Annotated in this window: 22 protein-coding genes; 18 read left to right on the top strand and 4 right to left on the bottom strand. The window is 69.2% G+C overall.

What is annotated here, in order from left to right; genetic code table 11:
• The first annotated feature begins 10 nt into the window (after nucleotides 1-10).
• From fliP to IAI58_RS18185, 10 genes are all read left to right on the top strand, one after another.
• Nucleotides 11-796, top strand: coding sequence for a flagellar type III secretion system pore protein FliP (gene fliP, locus IAI58_RS18230; RefSeq protein WP_207448679.1), 786 nt, complete (start codon nucleotides 11-13; stop codon nucleotides 794-796).
• The gene (locus tag IAI58_RS18225) at nucleotides 793-1,080 is read left to right on the top strand and encodes a hypothetical protein (protein WP_207448677.1); all 288 of its coding nucleotides are present in this window, start codon (nucleotides 793-795) and stop codon (nucleotides 1,078-1,080) included. The genes fliP and IAI58_RS18225 overlap by 4 nt, the downstream gene beginning before the upstream one ends.
• Nucleotides 1,077-2,120 (top strand): flagellar motor switch protein FliG, encoded by a 1,044-nt coding sequence (locus IAI58_RS18220; RefSeq protein ID WP_207448675.1) that lies wholly within the window; start codon nucleotides 1,077-1,079, stop codon nucleotides 2,118-2,120. The genes IAI58_RS18225 and IAI58_RS18220 overlap by 4 nt, the downstream gene beginning before the upstream one ends.
• Nucleotides 2,121-2,122: 2 nt before the next feature.
• On the top strand, nucleotides 2,123-2,836 hold the full coding sequence (locus tag IAI58_RS18215) for a hypothetical protein (RefSeq protein WP_208776179.1): 714 nt from the start codon (nucleotides 2,123-2,125) through the stop codon (nucleotides 2,834-2,836).
• 58 nt (nucleotides 2,837-2,894) lie between these two features.
• The gene (locus IAI58_RS18210) at nucleotides 2,895-3,803 is read left to right on the top strand and encodes a flagellar motor protein MotB (protein WP_207448671.1); all 909 of its coding nucleotides are present in this window, start codon (nucleotides 2,895-2,897) and stop codon (nucleotides 3,801-3,803) included.
• Between the two features lie 157 nt (nucleotides 3,804-3,960).
• Nucleotides 3,961-5,403: a flagellar hook protein FlgE gene (locus IAI58_RS18205; RefSeq protein WP_207448669.1), complete on the top strand. Its 1,443-nt coding sequence runs from the start codon at nucleotides 3,961-3,963 to the stop codon at nucleotides 5,401-5,403.
• 73 nt (nucleotides 5,404-5,476) lie between these two features.
• Nucleotides 5,477-6,973 carry a flagellar hook-associated protein FlgK gene (gene flgK, locus IAI58_RS18200; RefSeq protein WP_208776178.1) on the top strand — a complete coding sequence of 499 codons (1,497 nt, stop codon included), beginning with the start codon at nucleotides 5,477-5,479 and terminating at the stop codon, nucleotides 6,971-6,973.
• Between the two features lie 13 nt (nucleotides 6,974-6,986).
• The gene (locus IAI58_RS18195; protein ID WP_207448665.1) at nucleotides 6,987-8,030 is read left to right on the top strand and encodes a flagellin; all 1,044 of its coding nucleotides are present in this window, start codon (nucleotides 6,987-6,989) and stop codon (nucleotides 8,028-8,030) included.
• Nucleotides 8,031-8,058: 28 nt separating this feature from the next.
• Nucleotides 8,059-8,391, top strand: a complete 333-nt coding sequence (locus tag IAI58_RS18190) for a polysaccharide deacetylase (RefSeq protein WP_207448663.1) — start codon at nucleotides 8,059-8,061, stop codon at nucleotides 8,389-8,391.
• An 18-nt stretch (nucleotides 8,392-8,409) separates the two neighbouring features.
• Entirely contained in the window at nucleotides 8,410-9,525 is a 1,116-nt protein-coding gene (locus tag IAI58_RS18185; RefSeq protein WP_207448661.1) for a flagellar basal body P-ring protein FlgI, read from the top strand.
• 9 nt (nucleotides 9,526-9,534) lie between these two features.
• On the opposite strand, the gene IAI58_RS18180 is transcribed toward IAI58_RS18185, so the two are convergent.
• Entirely contained in the window at nucleotides 9,535-9,870 is a 336-nt protein-coding gene (locus IAI58_RS18180) for a hypothetical protein (protein WP_207448659.1), read from the bottom strand.
• Between the two features lie 590 nt (nucleotides 9,871-10,460).
• On the opposite strand from IAI58_RS18180, the gene IAI58_RS18175 reads away from it, so the two are divergent.
• Entirely contained in the window at nucleotides 10,461-11,147 is a 687-nt protein-coding gene (locus IAI58_RS18175; RefSeq protein ID WP_208776177.1) for a hypothetical protein, read from the top strand.
• On the opposite strand, the gene IAI58_RS18170 is transcribed toward IAI58_RS18175, so the two are convergent.
• Nucleotides 11,148-11,963, bottom strand: coding sequence for a S1 family peptidase (locus tag IAI58_RS18170; protein ID WP_208776176.1), 816 nt, complete (start codon nucleotides 11,961-11,963; stop codon nucleotides 11,148-11,150).
• Between the two features lie 83 nt (nucleotides 11,964-12,046).
• Between IAI58_RS18170 and IAI58_RS18165 the strand changes: the two genes are divergently transcribed.
• Entirely contained in the window at nucleotides 12,047-12,478 is a 432-nt protein-coding gene (locus IAI58_RS18165; RefSeq protein ID WP_237182525.1) for a hypothetical protein, read from the top strand.
• Between the two features lie 60 nt (nucleotides 12,479-12,538).
• Complete coding sequence (gene htpG, locus IAI58_RS18160; RefSeq protein WP_207448852.1) at nucleotides 12,539-14,371, top strand: molecular chaperone HtpG; 1,833 nt, start codon at nucleotides 12,539-12,541, stop codon at nucleotides 14,369-14,371.
• 61 nt (nucleotides 14,372-14,432) lie between these two features.
• Here htpG and IAI58_RS18155 read toward each other — a convergent pair whose 3' ends face one another.
• Nucleotides 14,433-16,193, bottom strand: a complete 1,761-nt coding sequence (locus IAI58_RS18155) for a hypothetical protein (RefSeq protein ID WP_207448850.1) — start codon at nucleotides 16,191-16,193, stop codon at nucleotides 14,433-14,435.
• Nucleotides 16,194-16,537: 344 nt separating this feature from the next.
• Between IAI58_RS18155 and IAI58_RS18150 the strand changes: the two genes are divergently transcribed.
• The 3 genes from IAI58_RS18150 (at nucleotide 16,538) to IAI58_RS18140 (ending at nucleotide 18,751) form a co-directional block, all read left to right on the top strand.
• Nucleotides 16,538-16,858: a methionyl-tRNA synthetase gene (locus IAI58_RS18150; protein ID WP_207448849.1), complete on the top strand. Its 321-nt coding sequence runs from the start codon at nucleotides 16,538-16,540 to the stop codon at nucleotides 16,856-16,858.
• 86 nt (nucleotides 16,859-16,944) lie between these two features.
• On the top strand, nucleotides 16,945-17,850 hold the full coding sequence (locus IAI58_RS18145) for a hypothetical protein (RefSeq protein WP_207448847.1): 906 nt from the start codon (nucleotides 16,945-16,947) through the stop codon (nucleotides 17,848-17,850).
• Between the two features lie 148 nt (nucleotides 17,851-17,998).
• Nucleotides 17,999-18,751 (top strand): bactofilin family protein, encoded by a 753-nt coding sequence (locus tag IAI58_RS18140; RefSeq protein ID WP_207448846.1) that lies wholly within the window; start codon nucleotides 17,999-18,001, stop codon nucleotides 18,749-18,751.
• A 69-nt stretch (nucleotides 18,752-18,820) separates the two neighbouring features.
• On the opposite strand, the gene IAI58_RS18135 is transcribed toward IAI58_RS18140, so the two are convergent.
• Nucleotides 18,821-19,279: a hypothetical protein gene (locus tag IAI58_RS18135; protein ID WP_207448844.1), complete on the bottom strand. Its 459-nt coding sequence runs from the start codon at nucleotides 19,277-19,279 to the stop codon at nucleotides 18,821-18,823.
• 180 nt (nucleotides 19,280-19,459) lie between these two features.
• On the opposite strand from IAI58_RS18135, the gene IAI58_RS18130 reads away from it, so the two are divergent.
• Together IAI58_RS18130 and IAI58_RS18125 are read left to right on the top strand one after the other, a co-directional pair.
• The gene (locus IAI58_RS18130; protein ID WP_207448842.1) at nucleotides 19,460-19,717 is read left to right on the top strand and encodes a rod-binding protein; all 258 of its coding nucleotides are present in this window, start codon (nucleotides 19,460-19,462) and stop codon (nucleotides 19,715-19,717) included.
• Nucleotides 19,714-20,097 (top strand): hypothetical protein, encoded by a 384-nt coding sequence (locus tag IAI58_RS18125; RefSeq protein ID WP_207448840.1) that lies wholly within the window; start codon nucleotides 19,714-19,716, stop codon nucleotides 20,095-20,097. The genes IAI58_RS18130 and IAI58_RS18125 overlap by 4 nt, the downstream gene beginning before the upstream one ends.
• The last annotated feature ends 1 nt before the right edge of the window (nucleotide 20,098 follow it).

Genomic DNA, 20,098 nt, shown 5'->3' with positions numbered 1-20,098 from the left:
GACCGGCAGAATGCCGCGTCCCCTCATCGCGCCGCTGGCGGTGCTGCTGCTGGCCGCGCCGCCGGCCCTGGCGCAGAGCGTCTCGCTCAGCCTTGGGCCGCAGGGCGCCAATGCCGTGGCCAGCGGCGGGCAGAGCCTGACGACCAATGTCGTCGGGCTGATCGTCATCACCACGCTGCTGGCCGTGGCGCCGGGCATCCTGGTGGTGGCGACCGCCTTCACCCGCATCGTCGTCGTGCTCTCCATGCTGCGCACCGCGCTGGGGTTGCAGCAGTCGCCGCCGAACACGGTCATCGTCTCCCTCTCCCTGTTTCTCGCCGCCTTCGTCATGGCGCCGGTGCTGGAGCGGAGCTGGGATGATGCGGGACGCCCGCTGATCGAAGGCAGCATCACCGAGGAACAGGCCGCCGAACGCGCCATCCGTCCCTTCCGGGACTTCATGGAGGCGAATGTGCGGGAGCAGGAGCTGATGCTCTTCATCGACATCGCCAAATGGAAGCCGCCTGCCGGCGCCCTCACGGCCCCGCTGCCGCGCGGGCAGCGGGCGGAGGTGCCGCTGCATATCCTGGCGGCCGCCTTCCTGGTCTCGGAACTGACCAAGGCCTTCCAGATCGGCTTCCTGCTCTTCCTGCCCTTCCTGGCGATCGACATGGCCATCAGCTCGGTGCTGATGGGAATGGGCATGATGATGCTGCCGCCCTCGGTGGTCAGCCTGCCCTTCAAGCTGATCTTCTTCGTGCTGATCGACGGCTGGGCGCTGGTGGCGGGCGCGCTGACGCGGGGCTTCTCGACATGAGCGGGACATCGCGCCGCATCCGCCGCAAGCGCCGCCTGGCCGCCGCCCTGCGCTGGGCGGCGGCGCGGCAGCCTGCCCCGCCTCCCGTGGCGCTGGCGGTGCTGGAGGAGCGCCTCTCCGCCATCGCCGGGGCCCAGCAGCTCTCCATCCCGGCCGGCGCCGATCTGCCGGAGCAACTGGCGCGCATCGCCCCCGGAGGCGTGGCGCCGCCCGAGGTGGTGGCCATGCTCGCCGCGCTCCTCACCCCCCTCCTCACTCCGCCTGTCCGGAGCACCGACCGATGAGAGCCCCCGAGGCGCGCCGCGCCATCCGTCCGGTGGACGCACCCCCCGCCAAGATCGATCCGCTGGCCGATGTGGCCGTGCTGTTCATGACGCTGGATGAGGACCGCATCCAGACTCTGTTCGGCCGGCTGGAGGAACAGGAGATCCGCCGCGTCAGCCGCGCCATGGCCCATCTGGGCAAGGTGGATATCGACACGGTCGAGCGCGTGATCATGCGCTTCCGCGCCGAGGTCGGCCGCACCGGCACTGTCTTCGGCACCGCCGAGACCACCGAGCGCCTGCTGAAGCGCCTGCTGCCGAGCGAGAAGGTCAGCGAGATCATGGACGAGATCCGTGGTCCCGAGGGCAAGACCATGTGGGAGAAACTGGCGAATATCTCGCCGGAGGTGCTGGCGACCTATCTGCGGACCGAGCTGGCGCAGACCGCGGCGGTGATTCTGGCGAAGCTGCCGGCCGCGCATGCGGCGCGTGTGCTGGCGCTGCTGCCCGAGGCCTCGGTGGACGAGATCGTGCTGCGTATGGTGCGGATGGACAGCATCCAGAAGGGCGTGCTGCAGGATATCGAGCAGACGTTGCAGAAGGAATTCATCACCAACCTCAACCGCAGCTACGAGCGCGACAGCTCTCAGATCGTGGCGGAGATCATGAACCGCGCCGACAAGGGCTTGGTCGAGCATCTGATGAAGCACATCGAGGTGCGCGAGCCACATGCCGCCAGCCGCATCCGCCGCATCATGTTCACCTTCGACGACCTGATCCGCGTCGATCGCACCACCTTCGCCACGCTGGTGGCGGAATGCCCGGCCGACAGGCTGCAGGTGGCCCTGACCGCCGCCAGCCTGGAGCTGCGCGAACTGTTCCTGGCCAGCATGTCCGAACGCGCCGCCACCATGATGCGCGACGAGATCGAGAACATGCCGGCGCAGCGGCGCAAGGCGGTCGAGGAGGCGCAGACCGACATCATCACCATCGCCAAGCGCCTGGCCGATGAGGGCCGCATCTTCATCCTTGAAGAGGATGAGATCGGCACTGCCGGCTAGCCATGGACGGGGAGGTGGCGCCCATCGACCCCGTCTTCCGCCCCGGCGCGCCGGGGCGGGAGGCTGAGGCAGGCTATGCCGCGGCGGCACGTGCCGTGGGCCATGTGCCGCCACGCGGCAGCCCTGCGGAGGAGCAGGGGGAGGCACGCCTCCTGGCGCCGCCCCCCGCGCTGCCGGGGCTGGAGGCGCTGCTGCCGGGCGGCGGGGCCGGCTTGGTCCTGCCCCTGGCCCTGGCGGCGCTGCGGCCGGATCCCGGCCTCTGGCTGGGCGAGGAGCGTCTGGCCCGTCTGGGCGAGGCGCTGCATCTGCCGCGGAAGGCGATGCTGACTCTGCTGGGTGGCGCGCCACAGCCGCCGGCCTCGCTGGGGGAGGCGGCCTTCTGGGCCGGGCAGCGGCTGCCGTTGCGGAGCGGCGAGGGCCTGGCCTGGATCGACCTTTTCTGGCGCCCCGACCGCGTGAGGCCGCCAGGCGCCACCGGCGGCAACCAGGCCGGACGAGGGGCCTTCGCCATCCGCCTTGCATTGCCTGTCAGCGGGCGCATCGAACTGCGCGGGCGGCTGGAGGAACGGCGGCTGGACGCGGTGCTGGAGACCGTCCGCAGGCTGCCGCCTGCCATGGTGGCGGAGCTCGAGGAGGCCTTCGAGGCCGTGCTGCACCGCCTGGCGCTGTCGGGCAGCCTGACGGTGAGGCACCGTGGCGAGGATCAACGCCCTTGAATGCGAAAAATCTCCGGTATAGGCTGCGAACCAGCATCAGCCCGGATTACCCCGCCGCATGAGCGCCGAGAACGACAAGCGTCGGATCATCGTCAAGAGGCACCACGTGGCGCGTGACGAGGATCATGGCGGCCAGTGGAAGATCGCCTACGCCGATTTCGTCACGGCGATGATGGCCTTCTTCCTGGTCATGTGGCTGCTCTCCTCCACCACCGAGGCGCAGCGCGACGGCATCGCCCAGTTCTTCAACGCATCCAGCATTCTTGATCTGCCGGCCGGCAACGGCGTGCTGAGCGGCGGCACCTCCATGCTGGTCGCCGGGGAATCCCGCACCGATCCACTGACCACCGTCAGTGAGGGCGGGCTGCGGCGGGACAGCGATGGCGGGGAGTCCGCGAATAACGGTGAGGCAGCCGAGGCCGCCGCCGCTCAGGATGGCGGGTTGCGCGACCCGATCGACCGCCAGAGGCTGGAAGCCATGAAGGCGGAGCTGGAGCGGCAGCTCGGCACGACGGATGGCACGCTGCGCGACTTCGTACAGAATCTGCGCGTCGAGATGACGTCGGAAGGGCTGCGGCTGCAGATCTTCGATCGCGACGGCGCGCCCATGTTCGCCGCCGGCGCCACCGAGCCGACCCCGCGCCTCGCTCGTATCCTGCATGTGCTGGGCGGCATCCTGGCCACGGTGCCGAACGCGGTGGTGGTGGCCGGCCACACGGATGGGCAGGCCTTCTCCCGCGGCGCCTATGGCAACTGGGAACTGTCCAGCGACCGCGCCAACAGCGCGCGCCGGGTGCTGGAGCAGGAGGGCGTGCCGGCGGCGCGGATGCACCGGATCGAGGGAAAATCCTCGGTCGAACCGCTGTTGCGGGAGGCGCCGAACGACCCCCGCAATCGCCGCATCGCCATTACGGTGATGCGCGCCGGCCTCGTCACGCAACGCGCCGCCGCGGAGCCGCGCCGATGACACCTCCGCACTGCCCCGGCCCTCCGGCAGAAGCCGGCGCCGGACCTGCCCGAAACGGGCCCGCCTGCCCCGAGCCTGACCTCAAGCGGCGGAGCACGCGCCCGCCATTTCCCCAGATCGTCACTTCCGTGACATGCAACCACCGCAGGGATCGCCGATGACGGCCATCAACGCTCTCCGGACCAGCGTCTCGGGCCTGAATGCCCAGGCCACGAAGCTCTCCGGCATTTCCAACAACATCGCCAACAGCTCCACTGTTGGCTACAAGCGGATCGATACACAGTTCGAGAGCCTGGTGCTGGAAGGCTCCAGCCATGGCAGCTCGGCGCTGGCCGGCACCGCCGCGCATAACCGGGTGGAGATCACAAAGCTCGGCCAGGTGCAGAGTACCGGCGTCGATACCGATATCGCCGTCAATGGAAACGGCTTCCTGGTGGTGAACGAAACCCCGGGCAGCAACGGCAAATATCTCGCTACCCGTGCGGGCTCCTTCCGCCCGGACGCCAACGGGAACCTGGTCAATGCCGGGGGCTACTATCTGCAGGGCGTGAAGCTCGGCGCCGATGGCCTGCCGCTCGGCACCCTGGGCGACAACAATGTCGATGGCCTGGCGACGGTCAATATCAACAATATCAGCGTCTCCTCCGCGCCGACCACGGAGATGACCTTCTGGGCCAACCTGCCTGCCGGCAATACGGCCTATTCGGCCGATCCTCCGGGCGTGGACACGCATATCAGCAGCGTCGATTACTATGACGCCCTGGGCGGAACCCAGACCCTGACCTACCGCTTCATCGCGCTGCCGGCCGCAGCCGCGGGCGACACGGATACCAACCGCTGGCTGATGCAGGTCTATGACAGCGCGACCGGCGGCGACCCCGCCGCGCCGGTGACGGATGAATCGCGGCTGGTCGGGCAGGTGGAGGTCGAATTCTGGGGTGCCAGCGCCGGCGCCAACAAGGCGGGCACCATCAAGTCCGTGGTCAGCGATACCGCGCCGGTGCCGCCGGCGACCACGCCCATCTCCGCCGCCATGCCGGAAGCGGCCTATGGCAAATATACGATGCCGGCTACCGCCGACCAGACCAGGGGCGTCTATGACACGCGTCTCGGTACCCTGACCATGCAGCTCGGCAGCATGACGCTGCCGCTCAAGATCGGCGTGCCCGGCAGCGTCTCCGGCATCACCCAGCTGAGCGGCAACTTCGTGCCGACCAAGATCGAGAAGAACGGCTCGGCCTTCGGCATGCTGGAGCGGGTCTCGGTCGATGATGACGGCAAGGTCATCGCAACCTTCTCCAATGGACAGTCCCGGCCGATCTACCAGCTGAAGATTGCCGTCTTCCCCAATGCCGATGGCCTGAACCCCGTCAGCGGCGATGCCTATGAGATGTCGCGCGCGGCAGGTGCGGTGCGGCTGCTGACGCCGGGTGAGGGCTCTGCCGGCACCACCTCGGGCAGGGCACTGGAATCCTCCAATGTCGATATCGGCACGGAACTGACCAACCTGATCGAGACGCAGCGCGCCTACAGCTCCAATGCCTCGGTGGTCCGTACCGCCGACCAGATGCTGGAAGAAGCGACCAATCTGAAGCGGTGAGCAGGCATGGCGGGGCCGCTGCCTCGGCCCCACCACGATGCGAAACGTCATGAATTGACCGGGAGCCCAAGCCATGTCCCTTCAAGCCGCACTGAGCGCGGCGCTGACCTCCCTGGCCGCCGAGCAGCGGGCCTCCTCGGTCATCGCCAACAATGTGGCCAATGTGCAGACCCCAGGCTTTGTGCGGCGCGACCTGCCGCGCAGCGAGAACCTGGTGGGCGGCACCGGCAGCGGGGTCGCGACCGGGGTGGTCCAGCGCGCCGCCGATACCGTCCTGGCCACGGCCTCCCGCGCCGCCAATGGCGCCGAGGCCTTCGCCGGCCGCCTGCAATCCCTGCTGGCCAGCTATACCAGCGTAATCGGCCAGCCGGCCGATGAGCGCTCCCTCTCCTCCCGCCTCGGCGCCTTTCAGGAGGCGATGACCGCGCTCTCTGCCGCGCCGAACGATGCCGTGGTGCAGGGCGAGGCGCTGGCGGCAGCGCAGGATCTGGTGGACAGCTTCCACGATATGGATGCCGCCATCAGCCGCTCGCGCACTGAGGCCGACTTCGGCGTTGCGCGGGATGTGGATGCCGTGAACACGGCGCTACGGGATCTGCAGGAGGTGGAGCGGCAAAGGGCGCTGGCCGCCGCGCGCGGCGCCTCCACCGCCGAATACGAGGACAAGCGCGACACCCTCCTCGCGGATATCGCCGTCAGGCTGCCGATCCGCGTCCATGACAACGGGCCGGGCCGGCTGCTGGTGATGACCGATGGCGGCAATACGCTCTTCGACAGCGGCAATCCGCGCGCGCTGGCCTTCAGCCATACGCCGCAGATCGCCTCCGACATCCGCCGCCACGGCAGCGCCCCCTATACTGATGGCCTCTCCGACATCACCGTCGGCGGCATGGTGCTGCGCGTCTCCGACAGCGGCAGCATCGCCGCCGGGCTGAAGCTTCGGGACGAGGTGATGCCGCGCTTCGCCGATATGCTGGACCAGGTGGCGGGCCGGCTGGCGGAGAGCTTCCAGGAGGCCGATCCAAGCCTTGGCGCCGGTCAGGCCGGGCTCTTCACCCGTGATGGCGCCGCCGGCTTCGACCCCGCAGCGCCAGCCGTCGGCATGGCGCGTCTCATCGGCATCAATGCGCTGGTCGACCCGGACCAGGTGGCCGATCCCAGCACCGCCCCACCGTCGCTGGGCCAGCTCTGGCGGATGCGCGACGGCATGGGGGCGGTGGTCGAGGGCAGTACCTCCGACAACAGAATCATCCTGGGCTGGCTGGACGCCCTGGGGCGCAACCGCGACTACGACAGCGGCACCGGCCTGCCGGGCTCGATGGGGCTGCCGCAGGCTGCCTCGCAGGTTGTCGGGCTGATGCAGAGCGAGCGCGGCACCTGGACTGACCGTGCCATCACCCGCGCCAGCATCGCCCTGCAGGCGCGGCAGGACCTGACCAACAAGACGGCGGTCAGCGTGGATGAGGAACTGCAGCGGCTGCTGATGGTGCAGCAGACCTATTCGGCCTCGGTACAGGTCATCCAGGCCGCCGCCAAAATGCTCGACGAGCTCGGCAGCCTCAGACGTTGAAGGAGAAGCCCCGATGATGGAGCGTGTGTCCCCGGCGGGCGTCGCGATCGGCCGGCAGGCCAGTCTGCAGAGCCTGCAAGCGCAACTCGCCCGTGCGACCGCCGAAGTCGCCTCCGGCCGAAAGAGCGACCCGGTGCTGGATATGGGTATCGGCGCCTCGCTGCTCTATCGGCTGCGGAGCGATATCCAGCAGGGCGGGGCGATCAAGAACGGCACCAGCCTCGCCGGCGAGCGCATGAAGACCATGCAGACCGCCATGACGTCGATCAGGGACATCTTCCAGGATGTCTCCGCGCAGATCCTGGCTGCCGATGTGCTGAAGCAGCAGAGCTATACCATGCTCTCTGCCGATACTCCCGACCTGCTCGCCTCCATCGCCGATCTCCTGAACACGGATTTCCAGGGGCAGAAGGTATTTGGCGGCACCGACGGCGCCACGCGGCCGCTGGACGGGATCGCGGAGCTGCCGGCGCGGATTCAGTCCATGCTGGAGGCTGCCGTGGCCACCAAGGGCGGCGCGTTGGATGCCGACGACATTGCGGGGCTGATGCAGGATATCGAGGATGCCTTTGATGACGGCGGCTCGGAGTTCTACGGCCGTTATTACGGCTCCTCCTCCAGGACGGGGGACGGCGCGCCGAATCTGGTGCGGATCGGTGACGGGCAGGCGCTCGCCTATGACGTCCGCGCCGATCATGGCGCCTTCCGGGATGCGCTGAAGGCGCTGGCCATGACGTCGCTTCTGGGCAATGGCGCCAGCAGGCTCAGCGAGGATGCCAGGACCGCCCTTTGCGACCGTGCGGGCGAGCTGATGCGCGGCGCGCAGACGCAGCTGACCACCCTGGCCGGCACGCTCGGCACCAAACAGGCGCGGCTGGAGCGGGTGGCGGAGATCCATGACCATGGCGTGCAGGCCACGACGGCGCAGATCAACGACCTGGAGCGGGCCGACTACTACAGCCTCTCCGACCAGATCAACACGATGCAGATCCAGCTGCAGGCGACTTACTCCATCACCGCGCAGCTCTCCAAGCTGAGCCTGGTGAACTACCTCTGACCCCCTCGCACAGGACGGACAATCCGAAGTGACCCAGTTGATCAGCCCAGGGTTCAGCAATCCCTATATTCCCCTGGCACTGGAGGAGGAGGATGTCGCCGCCATGGCCGGTGCGCTGGATTGCACGGTGGAGGAATGCGGGGAGGCCTTCATGCTTGCCACGCCGCTGGCGCGCGACGCGGCGGTGCTGCTCTGGCGTGGCGCCCTGGCGCTGATGCCGCAGAGCGAGATGCCGCGGGCGCCGGACCGTGCCCTGCAACTGCGCGATGCGCTGGCCGATCTGCGGACGCTGCTGGGGCTGGAGCCGCAGTTGCTGCCGCATGCCGCGCTGGCCCGGGCCGGCCTGCGCTACAGCGCCTGAGCCGGAAGGACCCTGCCCATGCCGCGCCGCCTGACCTGTCGTTTTCTCTGGACCCTGGCCCTGGCCTGTCTCGTTGCCCTGCCGGCGTGGGCGCAGGTGCGGCTGAAGGATATCGTCTCGATCGAAGGCGTGCGCGGCAACCAGCTTGTCGGCTACGGCCTGGTCATCGGCCTGCAGGGCACGGGTGACCAGCTGCGGAACACGCCCTTCACGCAGCAGAGCCTGGCGGCGATGCTGGAGCGGATGGGCATCAATGTGGCCGATGCGCGGGTGCAGACCCGCAATACCGCCGCCGTGATCGTCACCGCCACCCTGCCGCCCTTCGCGCGCCAGGGCACGCCCATCGATGTGCAGGTTTCCTCGCTGGGCGACAGCCGCAGCCTGAATGGCGGCACGCTGATCGTGACGCCGCTGCTGGGCGCGGATGGCGAGGTCTATGCCGTGGCGCAGGGCCCGGTGGTGGTGGGCGGCTTCCAGGCGGCGGGGCAGGCGCAGAGCATTTCCTCGGGCGTCACCACCCAGGGGCGGGTGCCCGGCGGCGGGCTGGTGGAGCGGGAGGTGCCCGTCAGCCTTCGCAACCTCGACAGCATCCGCCTGGCGCTGCGCGCACCCGATTTCACCACGGCCATCCGGATCGAGGAGGTGCTGAATGCTCGCTTCGGCCCCGGCAGCGCCCAGGCGCTGGACCTCGGCACGGTGGAGGTGAAGATCCCCTTCGGCTTCCGCGACCGGCTGCCGGCGCTGGTGGCGCAGATGGAAGGATTGCAGGTGCGGCCGGAGACCACCGCCCGGGTGGTAGTGGATGAGCGCACCGGTACCATCATCGTCGGCGCCTCGGTGCGGGTGGAGCCGGTGGCCATCACCCATGGCAACCTGGTGATCCGTGTGACGGAAAGCCCGGTGGCCAGCCAGCCTGGCCCGCTCTCGAATGGCGAGACGGTGGTGCTGCCGCGCACGCAGGTGGAGGTGGATGATCAGCGTGGCCGCCAGCTGGCGGTGCTGCCCCGGGCCAGCACCTTGCAGGCGCTGGTGAACGGGTTGAACGCGCTGGGCCTGGCGCCGCGCGACCTGATCTCCGTGCTGAATGTGCTGAAGGCCAGCGGCGCACTGCATGCTGAGTTGCAGTTCATCTGAGCCGCCGGCTCAGCAATGGCCCGTCGCGGCGCGCCAGCCGGGATGGGCCAACTCACCCAGATGCTCCCCCAGTCCGGCGGCGCGCAGGGCGGTGATGCTGGCCCAGCCATCCGGCAGGTCCACCCCCACCGGATGCAGGCTGAGGCCGCAGGCCGCCTGATCCTCCGGCCAGCCGCCTTCCCAGAGGTCGATGTGCCAGCGGGCCTGGGCCTCACTGGGGAAGGTCGCCACGGCCTGGCGCCCGGCGCCGTTTAGCTTGGACCAGAAGGACTGCGCGAAGGTGCGGCCGACATAGAGGCCGAGGTCGCGATGGATCAGCACGAAGCCGGTGGGGGCGCCGGACATGCGCCGCTTATCGCCAGGCGGAAGGCCGGCCGCCGAAGCCGTCGCGGCTCCAGCCATCGCTGAACATCGGGCGGCGGGGAGGCGGGGGCGGTTCTGGCGCCGGGGGCGGCGCCTGGTCCAGAAGGCCGGTGACATCCAACTGCGAGCCCTGGGCCCGATGCCCCTGCCGCTGACGTGGGGCTGGCCCCCGCGCATGAGGCGTGGAAGACCAGGACGGCGGAGATTCCGAGGACAGCGCGGGCTGCGCCAGGGCGGGGCAGGGCAGGACCAGCAGCAGGCCGGATAAGCAGAAGGCAGGCGCGGCGAAGCGCATCGGACTGATTCCTTCTACGAGATTTGTCTCATAATATTCAATAAATCCGGCCCAGTCTCGCAGCCTGTGCAGGAGTTTTGTGTCTTTCAGAGGCACTGGAAAGAAGGTCATCCGAATATAATATAGTATTATCAAATGGTTAACCGGATATCCAGATCTAGAGAAAAATCTGGCCCAGCATCAAAAAAGAGAGTAACGCAGGAGATATGCTCGTATTACGCGAGCGTTCGGGCGTTGCACACGCGCCCTGTTGCGCCCCAAGGGCAAGGACGTGACCATGCTGGGACTGACGCCGCTCCTGACCACTGCCGCCGCTGCCCTGGACCAGCTTGCCCTTGTCCGGATGAGCCGCGACTGTGGCACGCTGACCCCGGAATATCTCGATCCCATGCTGACTCTGGCGCTGGAAGGCCCGGCCTGCGCCACCGAAGCGGCGGCACGGCAGCAACTCGCCCATGCCGCGTCACAACTCAGGGTTGCCGGAGCGGCCGCCACCAGCCGGGCGATCCTCGGGCAGCCCCAGACAGAGCGGCGACGGATGGCGCTGCTCGCCCTGGCCGGCGCGGCGCCCTGGCATGCCGGGGCCTGTCTGCCGGGCGGCACCCAGATCTGGTTCCGTCGCGCCGGGGACGGGCAGGTCTACCTTTTGGCGGGCGCGCCCGGTGCACCGGCCGCCCATGCGGCGCATGCCCTGCGCGGCTATGCCGAGCGGCTGTGGATTCTGCCGGAAGGCCAGCCCGCTGCCGATGGCGCGCAGCTTCCGGAATCCGCGCCGGCGATGATGGCTGAAGGGCCTGACAGCCTCTCGCTCGATGCCGCGCTGCGCGATCTGGTACTGCGGCTGGCGGCTCAGGGAGAGGCCGCGCTGGCTGCTGCGGTCGGGGCGCTGCACCAGGGCCGGACGCTGCCTCTGCCGGCCAGCCCCACCACGCCCCTGCCGGTCGCGCCCGCCGCCGCGGCCTGATCAGCAGGTGATGCGGGAGAGCGCGCGGGCGGCACTGGCCTGCACCGCCTCCCAGTCCGGCAGCCCTTGCGGGAAGAAGCTGCCGAGCACCGGTGCCACCCCGGCACGGGCCAGCAAGGCGCGTAGATCCTCCAGCGGAATGGCCGCCGTCAGCCCGCGCCCGCCGGCATAGACGACCCCCACCACCTGCCCCGCCGCATCCAGAACCGGTCCGCCGGAACTGCCACCCGCCGAGGGTGCATCGATTTCCAGCCGCCATCGCAGCCGCGCCTCCTGGCCTGCGCCGAAGTAGCGAAGCCCATCCTCCCAGCTCGGTTCCAACTCCCGCCCCAGGTGGTCGGCCATGACGAAGCTGGTGGCCTGTCCCCCCTCAGGGTCGTGTACGGTCAGCGTGGCGCGCAGCAGCCGGCCCTGCCTGCCCTGCAACTGCCCGGCCAGCCGCCCTTCGGTCCCGGCGGTGGGATAGCCCATGGCCAGCAGCGGCGTGCCGCGCGGCAGGCGCAGGGCGGCGGAGAGCGCCAGCACCATTCCGCTGCCGGAGGGACCGCGCAGCAGGGCGAGATCGGCCTCCGGGTCCAGCAAGGACACCTCCCATCCGCCGCGTCCTTGCACGCGCAGCGGCAGGCCCTGGGCACGGCAGCGCAGCGCGACATGCGCGTTGGTCACCAGCATCCCGGGCGCCACGGCGAAGGCCGAGCCCGAAATCCCTCCCGCTGTCATCGCCGTCGGCACGCCCGGCCGCAGGGACCAGGCCGCGGCAGCGCCGAGCACCGCTGCCATCGCGATCATGCCGCTCATCCAGGTCCGCACGCGCATCTTCGCCCTTTATGCGAAAAACAGTCATGTGCTATCACGCCGGCATTGTCGCTGCCAGGGCTGTCTTGCCGGAAGGGATGAAGATGAAGGGCCTGCCGATCCTGATCCGCCTGGCACGGCAACGTGCCGATGATCGCCGCACCGCGCTGGCCGAGGCAGGGCGCCAGGTGGCGGCAACCGAGGAGGCCCTGGCCGCGCAGGATCAGGCCTTCACGCAGGAGACGGAGCAGGCCCGTGGCCGGGCTGAGGAGATGGCGCTCTGGTCGGCCTGGTCTCCCATGGCCTCCGGGCGGCGGCGGCAGATGCTCCACGCCGCAAGCCTCCTGCGCACCCAGGAGGACACGCTGCGCGCGGCGCTGCGGGAGGATTTTGCCGAGATCAAACGGCTGGAGCTGGCGCGCGACGCGGCCGCCCTGGCCACCCGGCGCCAGGCCGCGCGCCGGGCCGAGGTCGCTGCGGAAGAGGAGGAATCGCAACGGCACAGGGCCTCCGCCACAGTCCTCCTGGCTGATTGACACACTCCCCGATGCCGCACATATCTCTTTGAAACAACGCCTTATTCGAGGGAGTTTGTGGTGAGCGATACCGTGGAGCGGCATGAATTCGGCGCCGAGGTCGGGCGCCTCCTCGAACTGGTCGTGCATGCGCTCTATTCCGAGCGCGAGATTTTCCTGCGGGAACTGGTGGCCAATGCCGCCGATGCCGTGGACCGGCGGCGTTTCGAGGCGCTGACCGACAGCAAGCTCAGCCTGCCGGCCGAGGCCAGGGTGCGGGTGGTGCCGGACAAGGACGCCCGGACACTGACGATTTCCGACCCCGGCATCGGCATGTCCAAATCCGATCTGGCCCAGCATCTCGGCACCATCGCCCGTTCCGGCACGCTGGCTTTCGCGAAGTCGCTGGCTGATGCGCCGGCCACCGACAAGCCCAGCCTGATCGGCCAGTTCGGCGTCGGCTTCTATTCCGCCTTCATGGTCGCCGACCGGGTCGAGGTCACCTCCCGCCGCGCCGGCAGCGAAGAGGCCTGGACCTGGGCCTCCGAAGGCAAGGGCGATTATACCCTCGCCCCCGCCACACGGGAGGAGCTGGGCACCGATATCGTCCTGCACATGAAGGCCGATGCCGGGGAGTTTCTCGAACCCTTCCGCCTGCAAGCCATCATCCGCAAATGGGCCGACCACATCACCCTGCCCATTACCGTCGCGCGGGACGGGAAGGACGAGCCGGCGAATGAGGGCACCGCGCTCTGGCGCAAGCCGAAATCGGAGGTGAGCGAGGAGAGCTACACCGATTTCTACCGCCATGTCGCCCATGCCTTCGACGAGCCCTGGGCCACGCTGCACTGGCGGGCGGAGGGTATGCTGGATTACAGCGCGCTGCTCTTCATACCCGGCATGAAGCCCTTCCAGGCCGTGGAGGGGGAGCGGGAGAGCCGGGTGCGGCTGCATGTCCGCCGCATGTTCATCACCGACGAGGCCGGGCTGCTGCCGCCCTGGCTGCGCTTCGTGCAGGGCGTGGTGGATACCGAGGACCTGCCGCTGAACGTGTCGCGGGAGATGCTGCAGGCGACGCCGGTGCTCGGGCGGATCCGCAAGGCCGTGACCAACCGCGTGCTGTCGGAGCTGAAGACCCGCGCCGGGAATGCCGAGGACTATGCCAGGTTCTGGGAGAATTTCGGCCCGGTGCTGAAGGAAGGCGTCTGGGAGGATGCCGAGCACCGCAAGGAAGTCGCGGCCCTTCTGCGCTTCCGTTCCTCGGCCGTGGAGGGTTGGACCTCGCTGGCCGACTATCTGGGCCGGATGAAGGAGGGCCAGGAGGCGATCTATGTCCTGCTGGGCGAGGACCCGGCGGCGCTGGCAAAATCGCCGCAGCTGGAGGGCTTCCGCGCCAGGGGGGTGGAGGTGCTGCTGCTCTCGGACGGGATCGACGCCTTCTGGCCGGAGCGGCTGGACAGTTTCGAGGGCAAGCCGATCCGCAGCATCACCCAGGGCACGGTTGATCTCTCCAAACTCGCTGGCGGGCAGGAAGCGGGCGAGGCCGCGGATGTGGCGATGCTGCTGCCCCTGCTGAAGGACGCCCTGAAGGAGGAGGTCAGCGAGGTCCGCGCGACCGATCGCCTGGTGGACAGCGCCGTTGTGCTGGCCGCCGCGCAGCACGGCCCGGACCTGCAGATGCAGCGCATGCTGCGCCGCGCCGGGCGGGATTTCGGCGGGCTTCCGGTGCTGGAGGTCAATCCGCGCCACCCGCTGATCCGCAGGCTGGCCGAGGAGGCCAAGACCGATACGGCGTTGGCGGAGAAGGCCGGGCTGCTGCTCGACCTGGCGCGGGTGCAGGATGGCGATACCCCGCGCGACCCGGCCGGTTTCGCGCGGCGCGTGGCTGCCGCCCTCGCCGGCGGTCAGGGCTGAACGGGAAAGGCCCGCGCCGTGATGGCGCGGGCCTCGTTGCCCGGACTGACCGTGGCACGCCTCAGGAGGCGCGCTTCAGCCGCTCCAGGTCCGGATTCTCCTTGAAGCGCGCCCAGGCGCCCAGGACCTCCTTCAACTGCTCATCCTGGCTGGTGCGCTCCCGCCGCAGGATCTGCATGCGCTTGCGCAGCTCCAGGATCAGGTGGCCGCGCGGCAGGTCGGCGCCGGTTTCAAATCGGTCCAGGAAAATCCTGCCGAGTTCGGGATCATCCCGCTCGATGCAATAGGCTGCATAGGCCAGGACGGAGCCGCGGCCGAACTCGATCATCTTGCGACCGAAGGTCCGCATCTCCAGCAGGCGGGGATGCTGCTCGACGATCTTCATCACCTCGGCCGGGGTGGGCTTGGCATTGCGCACGCCCGAGGGCTTCAGCTCGCGCTTCCAGAGCAGCACGGCGGCCGCGGCCACCAGCGGCTTGTCGCCGAAATTCTCGAAGGCCGAGCCCAGCTGCGGGCCGCGCTTGGCATGGATGTCGTAGGTGGCATAGGCCTCCTCCGGCAGCCCGCGCATCACCGGCACCTCGATCGGCTCGCCCGCCTGGATGACGGCGGAGAGCCGGTGCTGGCCGTTCAGCAGCCGCCCGTCGCGCGCGAAGCAGATGGGCTGCGCATTCATCATCCAGTTGCCGGCACGGATGTCGCGCGCGATGGCATCCACATGCGCCGCCACGATCTTGCGGTTGCGGGTATTGTGGGTGAGGTAGGCTTCGGCGATCTGCGGCGTAATGGTCTCGATGGCCAGCGGGAAGACGCCTTCCTCGGCCGAGAGCTTCTCGACCACCGCGCGCAGCTTCGCCGCCGTCTCCTCGGATTCGTCGCTCAGCCCGGGGTCGTGCAGGCCCTGGTAGCCCTCAAGATGCGGGAAATCCTCGCCCTTCTGCGGATTGGCGGTCTTGTCGATCCAGGTGTAGCTGCGCTGGTGCTTTCCGCTGAAGGTGGCATTCAGCGCCTTGATGCAGACGGCGAAGAGGGTGACGGGCTTCAGCCGCGTCGCCGGGTCACCGCGGGTGATGTCGATCAGGTCGCGCACCCGCGCGCCCGGCTCCATCGGCGCGTATTTCTCGGGAGAGGCGATGGCATCGAGGAAGCGCCGGGTCGCCGGCTTGTTCACCCGGAAGCCCATGAAGAGCAGCGGCGTGCGCACGGCCTCGGAGAGCACGGTCGCCTCGCTCTCCAGCGACATCTTCACCGCCTGCTCGAGATCCGGATTCGCCCGCAGAACCCGGTCCATCCGGGACCAGGAGGCGGTGCCGGCGCCGCGCAGCATGCGGCCGTCGTCATAGCGGATCAGCTTGACCAGCGCCGATTGCAGCGCATGGGCATGCGGAATGCCGCGGGTTTCCAGCACGCCCGCGAAGGAGCGGCGACGCTGCTGGTCGATGGTATGCAGCACGTCATCGGGGATGTTCTGCGCCAGCACGGTCAGGAAGGGCGTCTCCGCCCTGATGCAGGCGCGCAGCCTTTGCACCCCGTCCAGCAGCACCCCGGCGCGGGAGAGGATGATGGGCATGCCGTTCAGGATCCAGTGCCCCTCGCGCATCGCCTCGGCATAGGCATTGATGGCGTTCGGGTTCTCGGAGGCGCTGGGGCGTTTGCGGCTCAGCAGTTCCGTGGCCGCCTGCGGAGTGATCAACTCGATGGAGAAGGCGGGCATGTCAGCCTCACCGCCCCGGATCTGCACGATCCGCCCGCCCTGCATGGGGGAGCGGTTCCCTGTGAGCCTGCTCTCTGCCCGCCGGGTGGTCGCCTTCGCGCGCGCCATCGAATGCCGTCTCCGTTCCTGTCACCCTCGCGGGCCCTGTCTCGTCACCTGCTGGCAAGCCCTGGTGAGCTGGTCGTCGTTTACCCTTTTTTCGCTTCCTTTGCCAGAAGCAAAAATCGACCAGAGGCGACAACCCGGCGGGACCCGGGTGACGCTCCCGGGCATTGCCGCTCCGGATGCAGAAGAGGTCCCGGAGGCAAGGGGCAGAGGAATTTGCTTCATCATTGTCTTTAAGCGAAATATGGCAGCTTTCCATTTTGCGTGCTAGAAACGCGGTGCCGCCAAAAAACCGGCGAGCGTGGCCAGGATGGCCATGCGAAAAACTAAGATAAAGGAGAAGCCTCATGACCCGCCCTTCCCCCTTCTTCGTTCATCACACCATCCGCCTCAGCCGCACCGAGGTGCTCGAGGCGCTGCGGGGCGCGGCCCTGGCCCAGGTGCGGGAGACGCTGCGCCTGGCCGATCCCTCCGCCCGTAGCGTGGAACTGGAAACCCAGCTTCTGGCTGGCGGCTCGGTGGAGATTGACAGCGCCGCCGTGGCCATTGAGGCGCGGCTGCCGGAGGAATTCGCGCCGCTGCTGCGGCAGGGCAGCGCCTGGCCGGCGCCGGCCGCTCCCGTCTTCGGTCCGCCAGCTCCGGCCGGGCTGGGAACCGTTGCCGGATAAGCTGCGCCCGCACCCTCCGGATTTGCAAATATTGCAATTCGGCGGGGTGCGGGTTCTGCTGCGCCAGGCAGCGGGGGATTCCTGGCATGGTGGCGCGCCCTAGACTGGGGCCGGACGGCGACTGGCAGGTGGAGATTGGTAGAGGGCCGGGTGCCTTCGGGCGCGGCGGTTTCGCCGATGCCGCCGCCGCCGCCGCCTGGGCCGCGCTGGCGGCTGAGGGCATCAAGCCCTCCACGATCCGCCTGGGGCCCCGACGCGTGCTGGGCAGCGGGGCTGAGGCGCTGCGGCGCTGGGCCACCGACCAGGGTACCCTGCCGCTGGCTGAGGGCGGCACGCATCTGGCCCCCATGATCCGCCTGGCCCCATTGATGGCTGACCCGGCTTGCGCCCTGCCCCTGGCGGCGCTGACACCGACGGATCTGGCAGCAATGCGGGTCCGCCGCCAGGCCGCCCTGGGTGGTGCGGCGGCGATGCTGCTGGAGCAGGCAGCCCTGGCCGCAGCCATCGACGCGTTGCGAGCGCTCTACCTGCCCGACCTCGACAATCCCCTGTTCCTTCCTGCTCCCGATGGGCTGGCCCTGCTGGAGGAGGCCGATTGCGCGCGGCTGCTGGCCATGTCCGCGGCGGGGGCGCCGGATCTGCACCGCGCCCTCGCACTGCTGCTAACCACGGGGGCGGCGCCGGAACTGCTGCTGGGCTGCCGCATGGGGCAGGTCGATGCGGCGGGCGGCTGGCTGCATCTGGCGGGCCAGCGGCTGCCCTGGCCGGCCGGGCTGGCCCTGCCCGCTGCCCTGCCAGAGGCGCCGCTGCTGGGCCAGCTGGATGCGGCGGGACTGTGCCATGGACTCGCGGCTCTGGGTGCGGCGCTGGGCCGGCCCGGGCTGCCGCTGGCCGCTATCTGGCAGACCGGCCTGTCGCTGGCGCTGCGGGATGGCCGGCACTTAGACGAAGCCCTGGCGCTAGCCGGGCTGCATTACTCATCCTTGCCTTGAATGATGACAGGCACACCGTATGCGGGAAATTGCCGCCCATCCCGTGCGAAACAGTTGCATCCGATATGCGAAATTCGTAGAGAAAAGCATCGGCAGCGCTGGCCCGGCCGTCGGGCTTGAAATCGCCGTCCTAGAACGGGACTGACAGATGAGCTTCTTCGGTAAGCCCAGCGGCGGGGAGCCCCGCATCACCTATGAGCGCATCGACCTGACCGCTGAGCACGCGGTACTCGCCCCTAGTCCCGCCCCAGCGCCGCGCGCCGCCCCACCGGCCTCCACCGTGGTTCGGCCTGGCCCGGCGCGGATCGAGGCGCCGGCCATGCTGATCGGCCCCGAAAGCGAGCTGGAAGGTCGCCTCCGCAGCCGCGGCGCCGTACGAATCGAGGGTGTGCTGCGTGGAGAATTGCACGCCGCATCGGTACTGGTCGCGCCAGGCGGGTTGATCGAGGGAAAGGTCACGGTCGAGCATGCGCAAATCGACGGCACGATGCGCGGCACGCTGGTGGCACGGGACATCGAGATCAGCCGCACTGCCATGGTGGAGGCCGAGCTGGTTTATGAGGAGATCGGCATCGCCCGTGGCGCGCGGGTGCTGGGCCTGCATCGCCGGCGGGAGCCCGAGCCCGTGCAGGTCCCCGCCGCGCCTGCGGATGGAGATGCGCTCTCCCTCTCCGTGAACACCGTTCCGGCGGGAGAGGAAACGGCCGAGGCTGGCCTGACGCAGACCACCGCCCTGGTCGCCGCCGCCGAGGCCGCCCTGCAGGAACTGGCGGAGGTGGCGCAGGCGGCGGCCGGTGCCTCGGCCGAGTTGGCCCGGGATGGCGCCGGTGGGCTGGTGGCGCTGGAAAGCGAGTTGCGGGATACCGCCGCGCGCCTGCCGTTGGGCCAGGCCGGCGCCTGACCGGGCCCTCAGGGTGGGAGGGCGGCAATCATGGCGAGCCCTGTTCCCGGCCAGGCATCAGTTCGGGCATCATTTATAGAGGGGTGTGAGGCCCGGATAGGGGATCTCCTGCAGCCCGCGCTCCCGCAGCAGGCGGTTGGCGGCGCGCGCCACCTCGCGCGGGCCGGCCTGACGGCCGTCCAGGATATAGTAACCGTTGCGCAGTGGCCGCACGCGCAGCCCCAGCAGCCCACAGGCATATTGCAGAGGCGTCATGTCCTCCTCCATCTCCGACAGCGGCGCCAGGAAAGGGGAGACCTCCCGATCGCGGCTGGCGCGGCTGAGCACCCGTCTGGCGCGGCGCTGCGCGTACCAGGGCTCGATGTCGAAGGCGCGCGAGAGGTTCAGGATATCCTCGCCGCACAACAGGCGGCGGTCGAATTCCCCGCGCAACTCGGGCGCCAGCGCACGGCGGCGCTGCTGTTGCCGGCGGCGTGGCGCCAGGATGGTTTCGCCGTCCTCTTCGCACTCGTCCCAGGTCGTGCCCATCGTGGCGGGTCCTGCTTGGCCGCAACTTTCCGCGGCGGGTCCGCTCCTTCTGGAGATCGGGAAGCCGGCCCCTTCTGGCGGCAGTTCGTCCGTGGTGTTATGCGAAAATTTCCTGACAGCTCGCTAAGATGGGGCCAGCGCCGCGACAGGCGCGTGGAAAATCTGTGGAAAAGGTCGGACATGATGGATTCCGTATCGCCCGGTGGGCGTCACGTGGCGCGGCAACTGGAGGCCAGCTTCGCCGCCGGGATGGTCAGCGCGGCGCGGCCGCCGAAGCGGCAGGGGCTTTTCGATGGAGGCGCCGGCGCCGGAGCCTTCGACAGCTTCATGGACCATGCGCTGGGCGATGCCCTGGCGGCGCGTGGCCAGCTCGGCCTGACACCGGCCATCGAGCGTGCGATCGCCGGCCGTGCCGCCGTGGCACGGGGCGCCCGATGAGCGCGCTGATCGAAGCCGCCGCGCGGTTGCAGGCGGTGCTCTGGAGGGAGACGGAGGTGGCCGGCAGCGCGCCCCTCTCGATGCTCGGTGCCCTGATGGAGGAGAAGCGGGAAGCACTGCTGGCGCTACAGCGCCTGGGCCCGCCCGAGGGCGCCGCGGAGCGGGCGGCGCTGCGTGGCATGATGGCCGCGGCCGAGGAGAATGGCATGGTGCTGGGCGCCGTGACCGATGCCCTGGGCACGGTGCGGGACCGCCTCCGCAGCGAATTGGCCCGGGCGGCTGATCCCGGCACCTATGGGCCGCAGGGCAGCGACTTTCCGGGGCCGCGCCGCAGGCCGCTGCGCCATACCCTGGCTGCCAGCCTGGATCGCAGCGCCTGAG

The sequence above is a fragment of the Roseomonas marmotae genome, assembly GCF_017654485.1.
GTDB classification, from domain to species: Bacteria; Pseudomonadota; Alphaproteobacteria; order Acetobacterales; family Acetobacteraceae; genus Pseudoroseomonas; species Pseudoroseomonas marmotae.
Note: the sequence above shows the minus strand (reverse complement) of the source record. Positions and strands in the feature narration are given on the sequence as shown.

What these genes read in the sequence shown, in the direction of transcription:
- fliP (WP_207448679.1), top strand. Translation starts at nt 11, where the DNA reads ATGCCGCGTCCCCTCATCGCGCCGCTGGCGGTGCTGCTGCTGGCCGCG.
- IAI58_RS18225 (WP_207448677.1), top strand. Translation starts at nt 793, where the DNA reads ATGAGCGGGACATCGCGCCGCATCCGCCGCAAGCGCCGCCTGGCCGCC.
- IAI58_RS18220 (WP_207448675.1), top strand. Translation starts at nt 1,077, where the DNA reads ATGAGAGCCCCCGAGGCGCGCCGCGCCATCCGTCCGGTGGACGCACCC.
- IAI58_RS18215 (WP_208776179.1), top strand. Translation starts at nt 2,123, where the DNA reads ATGGACGGGGAGGTGGCGCCCATCGACCCCGTCTTCCGCCCCGGCGCG.
- IAI58_RS18210 (WP_207448671.1), top strand. Translation starts at nt 2,895, where the DNA reads ATGAGCGCCGAGAACGACAAGCGTCGGATCATCGTCAAGAGGCACCAC.
- IAI58_RS18205 (WP_207448669.1), top strand. Translation starts at nt 3,961, where the DNA reads ATGACGGCCATCAACGCTCTCCGGACCAGCGTCTCGGGCCTGAATGCC.
- flgK (WP_208776178.1), top strand. Translation starts at nt 5,477, where the DNA reads ATGTCCCTTCAAGCCGCACTGAGCGCGGCGCTGACCTCCCTGGCCGCC.
- IAI58_RS18195 (WP_207448665.1), top strand. Translation starts at nt 6,987, where the DNA reads ATGATGGAGCGTGTGTCCCCGGCGGGCGTCGCGATCGGCCGGCAGGCC.
- IAI58_RS18185 (WP_207448661.1), top strand. Translation starts at nt 8,410, where the DNA reads ATGCCGCGCCGCCTGACCTGTCGTTTTCTCTGGACCCTGGCCCTGGCC.
- IAI58_RS18180 (WP_207448659.1), bottom strand. Translation starts at nt 9,870, where the DNA reads ATGTCCGGCGCCCCCACCGGCTTCGTGCTGATCCATCGCGACCTCGGC.
- IAI58_RS18175 (WP_208776177.1), top strand. Translation starts at nt 10,461, where the DNA reads ATGCTGGGACTGACGCCGCTCCTGACCACTGCCGCCGCTGCCCTGGAC.
- IAI58_RS18170 (WP_208776176.1), bottom strand. Translation starts at nt 11,963, where the DNA reads ATGCGCGTGCGGACCTGGATGAGCGGCATGATCGCGATGGCAGCGGTG.
- IAI58_RS18165 (WP_237182525.1), top strand. Translation starts at nt 12,047, where the DNA reads ATGAAGGGCCTGCCGATCCTGATCCGCCTGGCACGGCAACGTGCCGAT.
- IAI58_RS18155 (WP_207448850.1), bottom strand. Translation starts at nt 16,193, where the DNA reads ATGGCGCGCGCGAAGGCGACCACCCGGCGGGCAGAGAGCAGGCTCACA.
- IAI58_RS18150 (WP_207448849.1), top strand. Translation starts at nt 16,538, where the DNA reads ATGACCCGCCCTTCCCCCTTCTTCGTTCATCACACCATCCGCCTCAGC.
- IAI58_RS18145 (WP_207448847.1), top strand. Translation starts at nt 16,945, where the DNA reads ATGGTGGCGCGCCCTAGACTGGGGCCGGACGGCGACTGGCAGGTGGAG.
- IAI58_RS18140 (WP_207448846.1), top strand. Translation starts at nt 17,999, where the DNA reads ATGAGCTTCTTCGGTAAGCCCAGCGGCGGGGAGCCCCGCATCACCTAT.
- IAI58_RS18135 (WP_207448844.1), bottom strand. Translation starts at nt 19,279, where the DNA reads ATGGGCACGACCTGGGACGAGTGCGAAGAGGACGGCGAAACCATCCTG.
- IAI58_RS18130 (WP_207448842.1), top strand. Translation starts at nt 19,460, where the DNA reads ATGATGGATTCCGTATCGCCCGGTGGGCGTCACGTGGCGCGGCAACTG.
- IAI58_RS18125 (WP_207448840.1), top strand. Translation starts at nt 19,714, where the DNA reads ATGAGCGCGCTGATCGAAGCCGCCGCGCGGTTGCAGGCGGTGCTCTGG.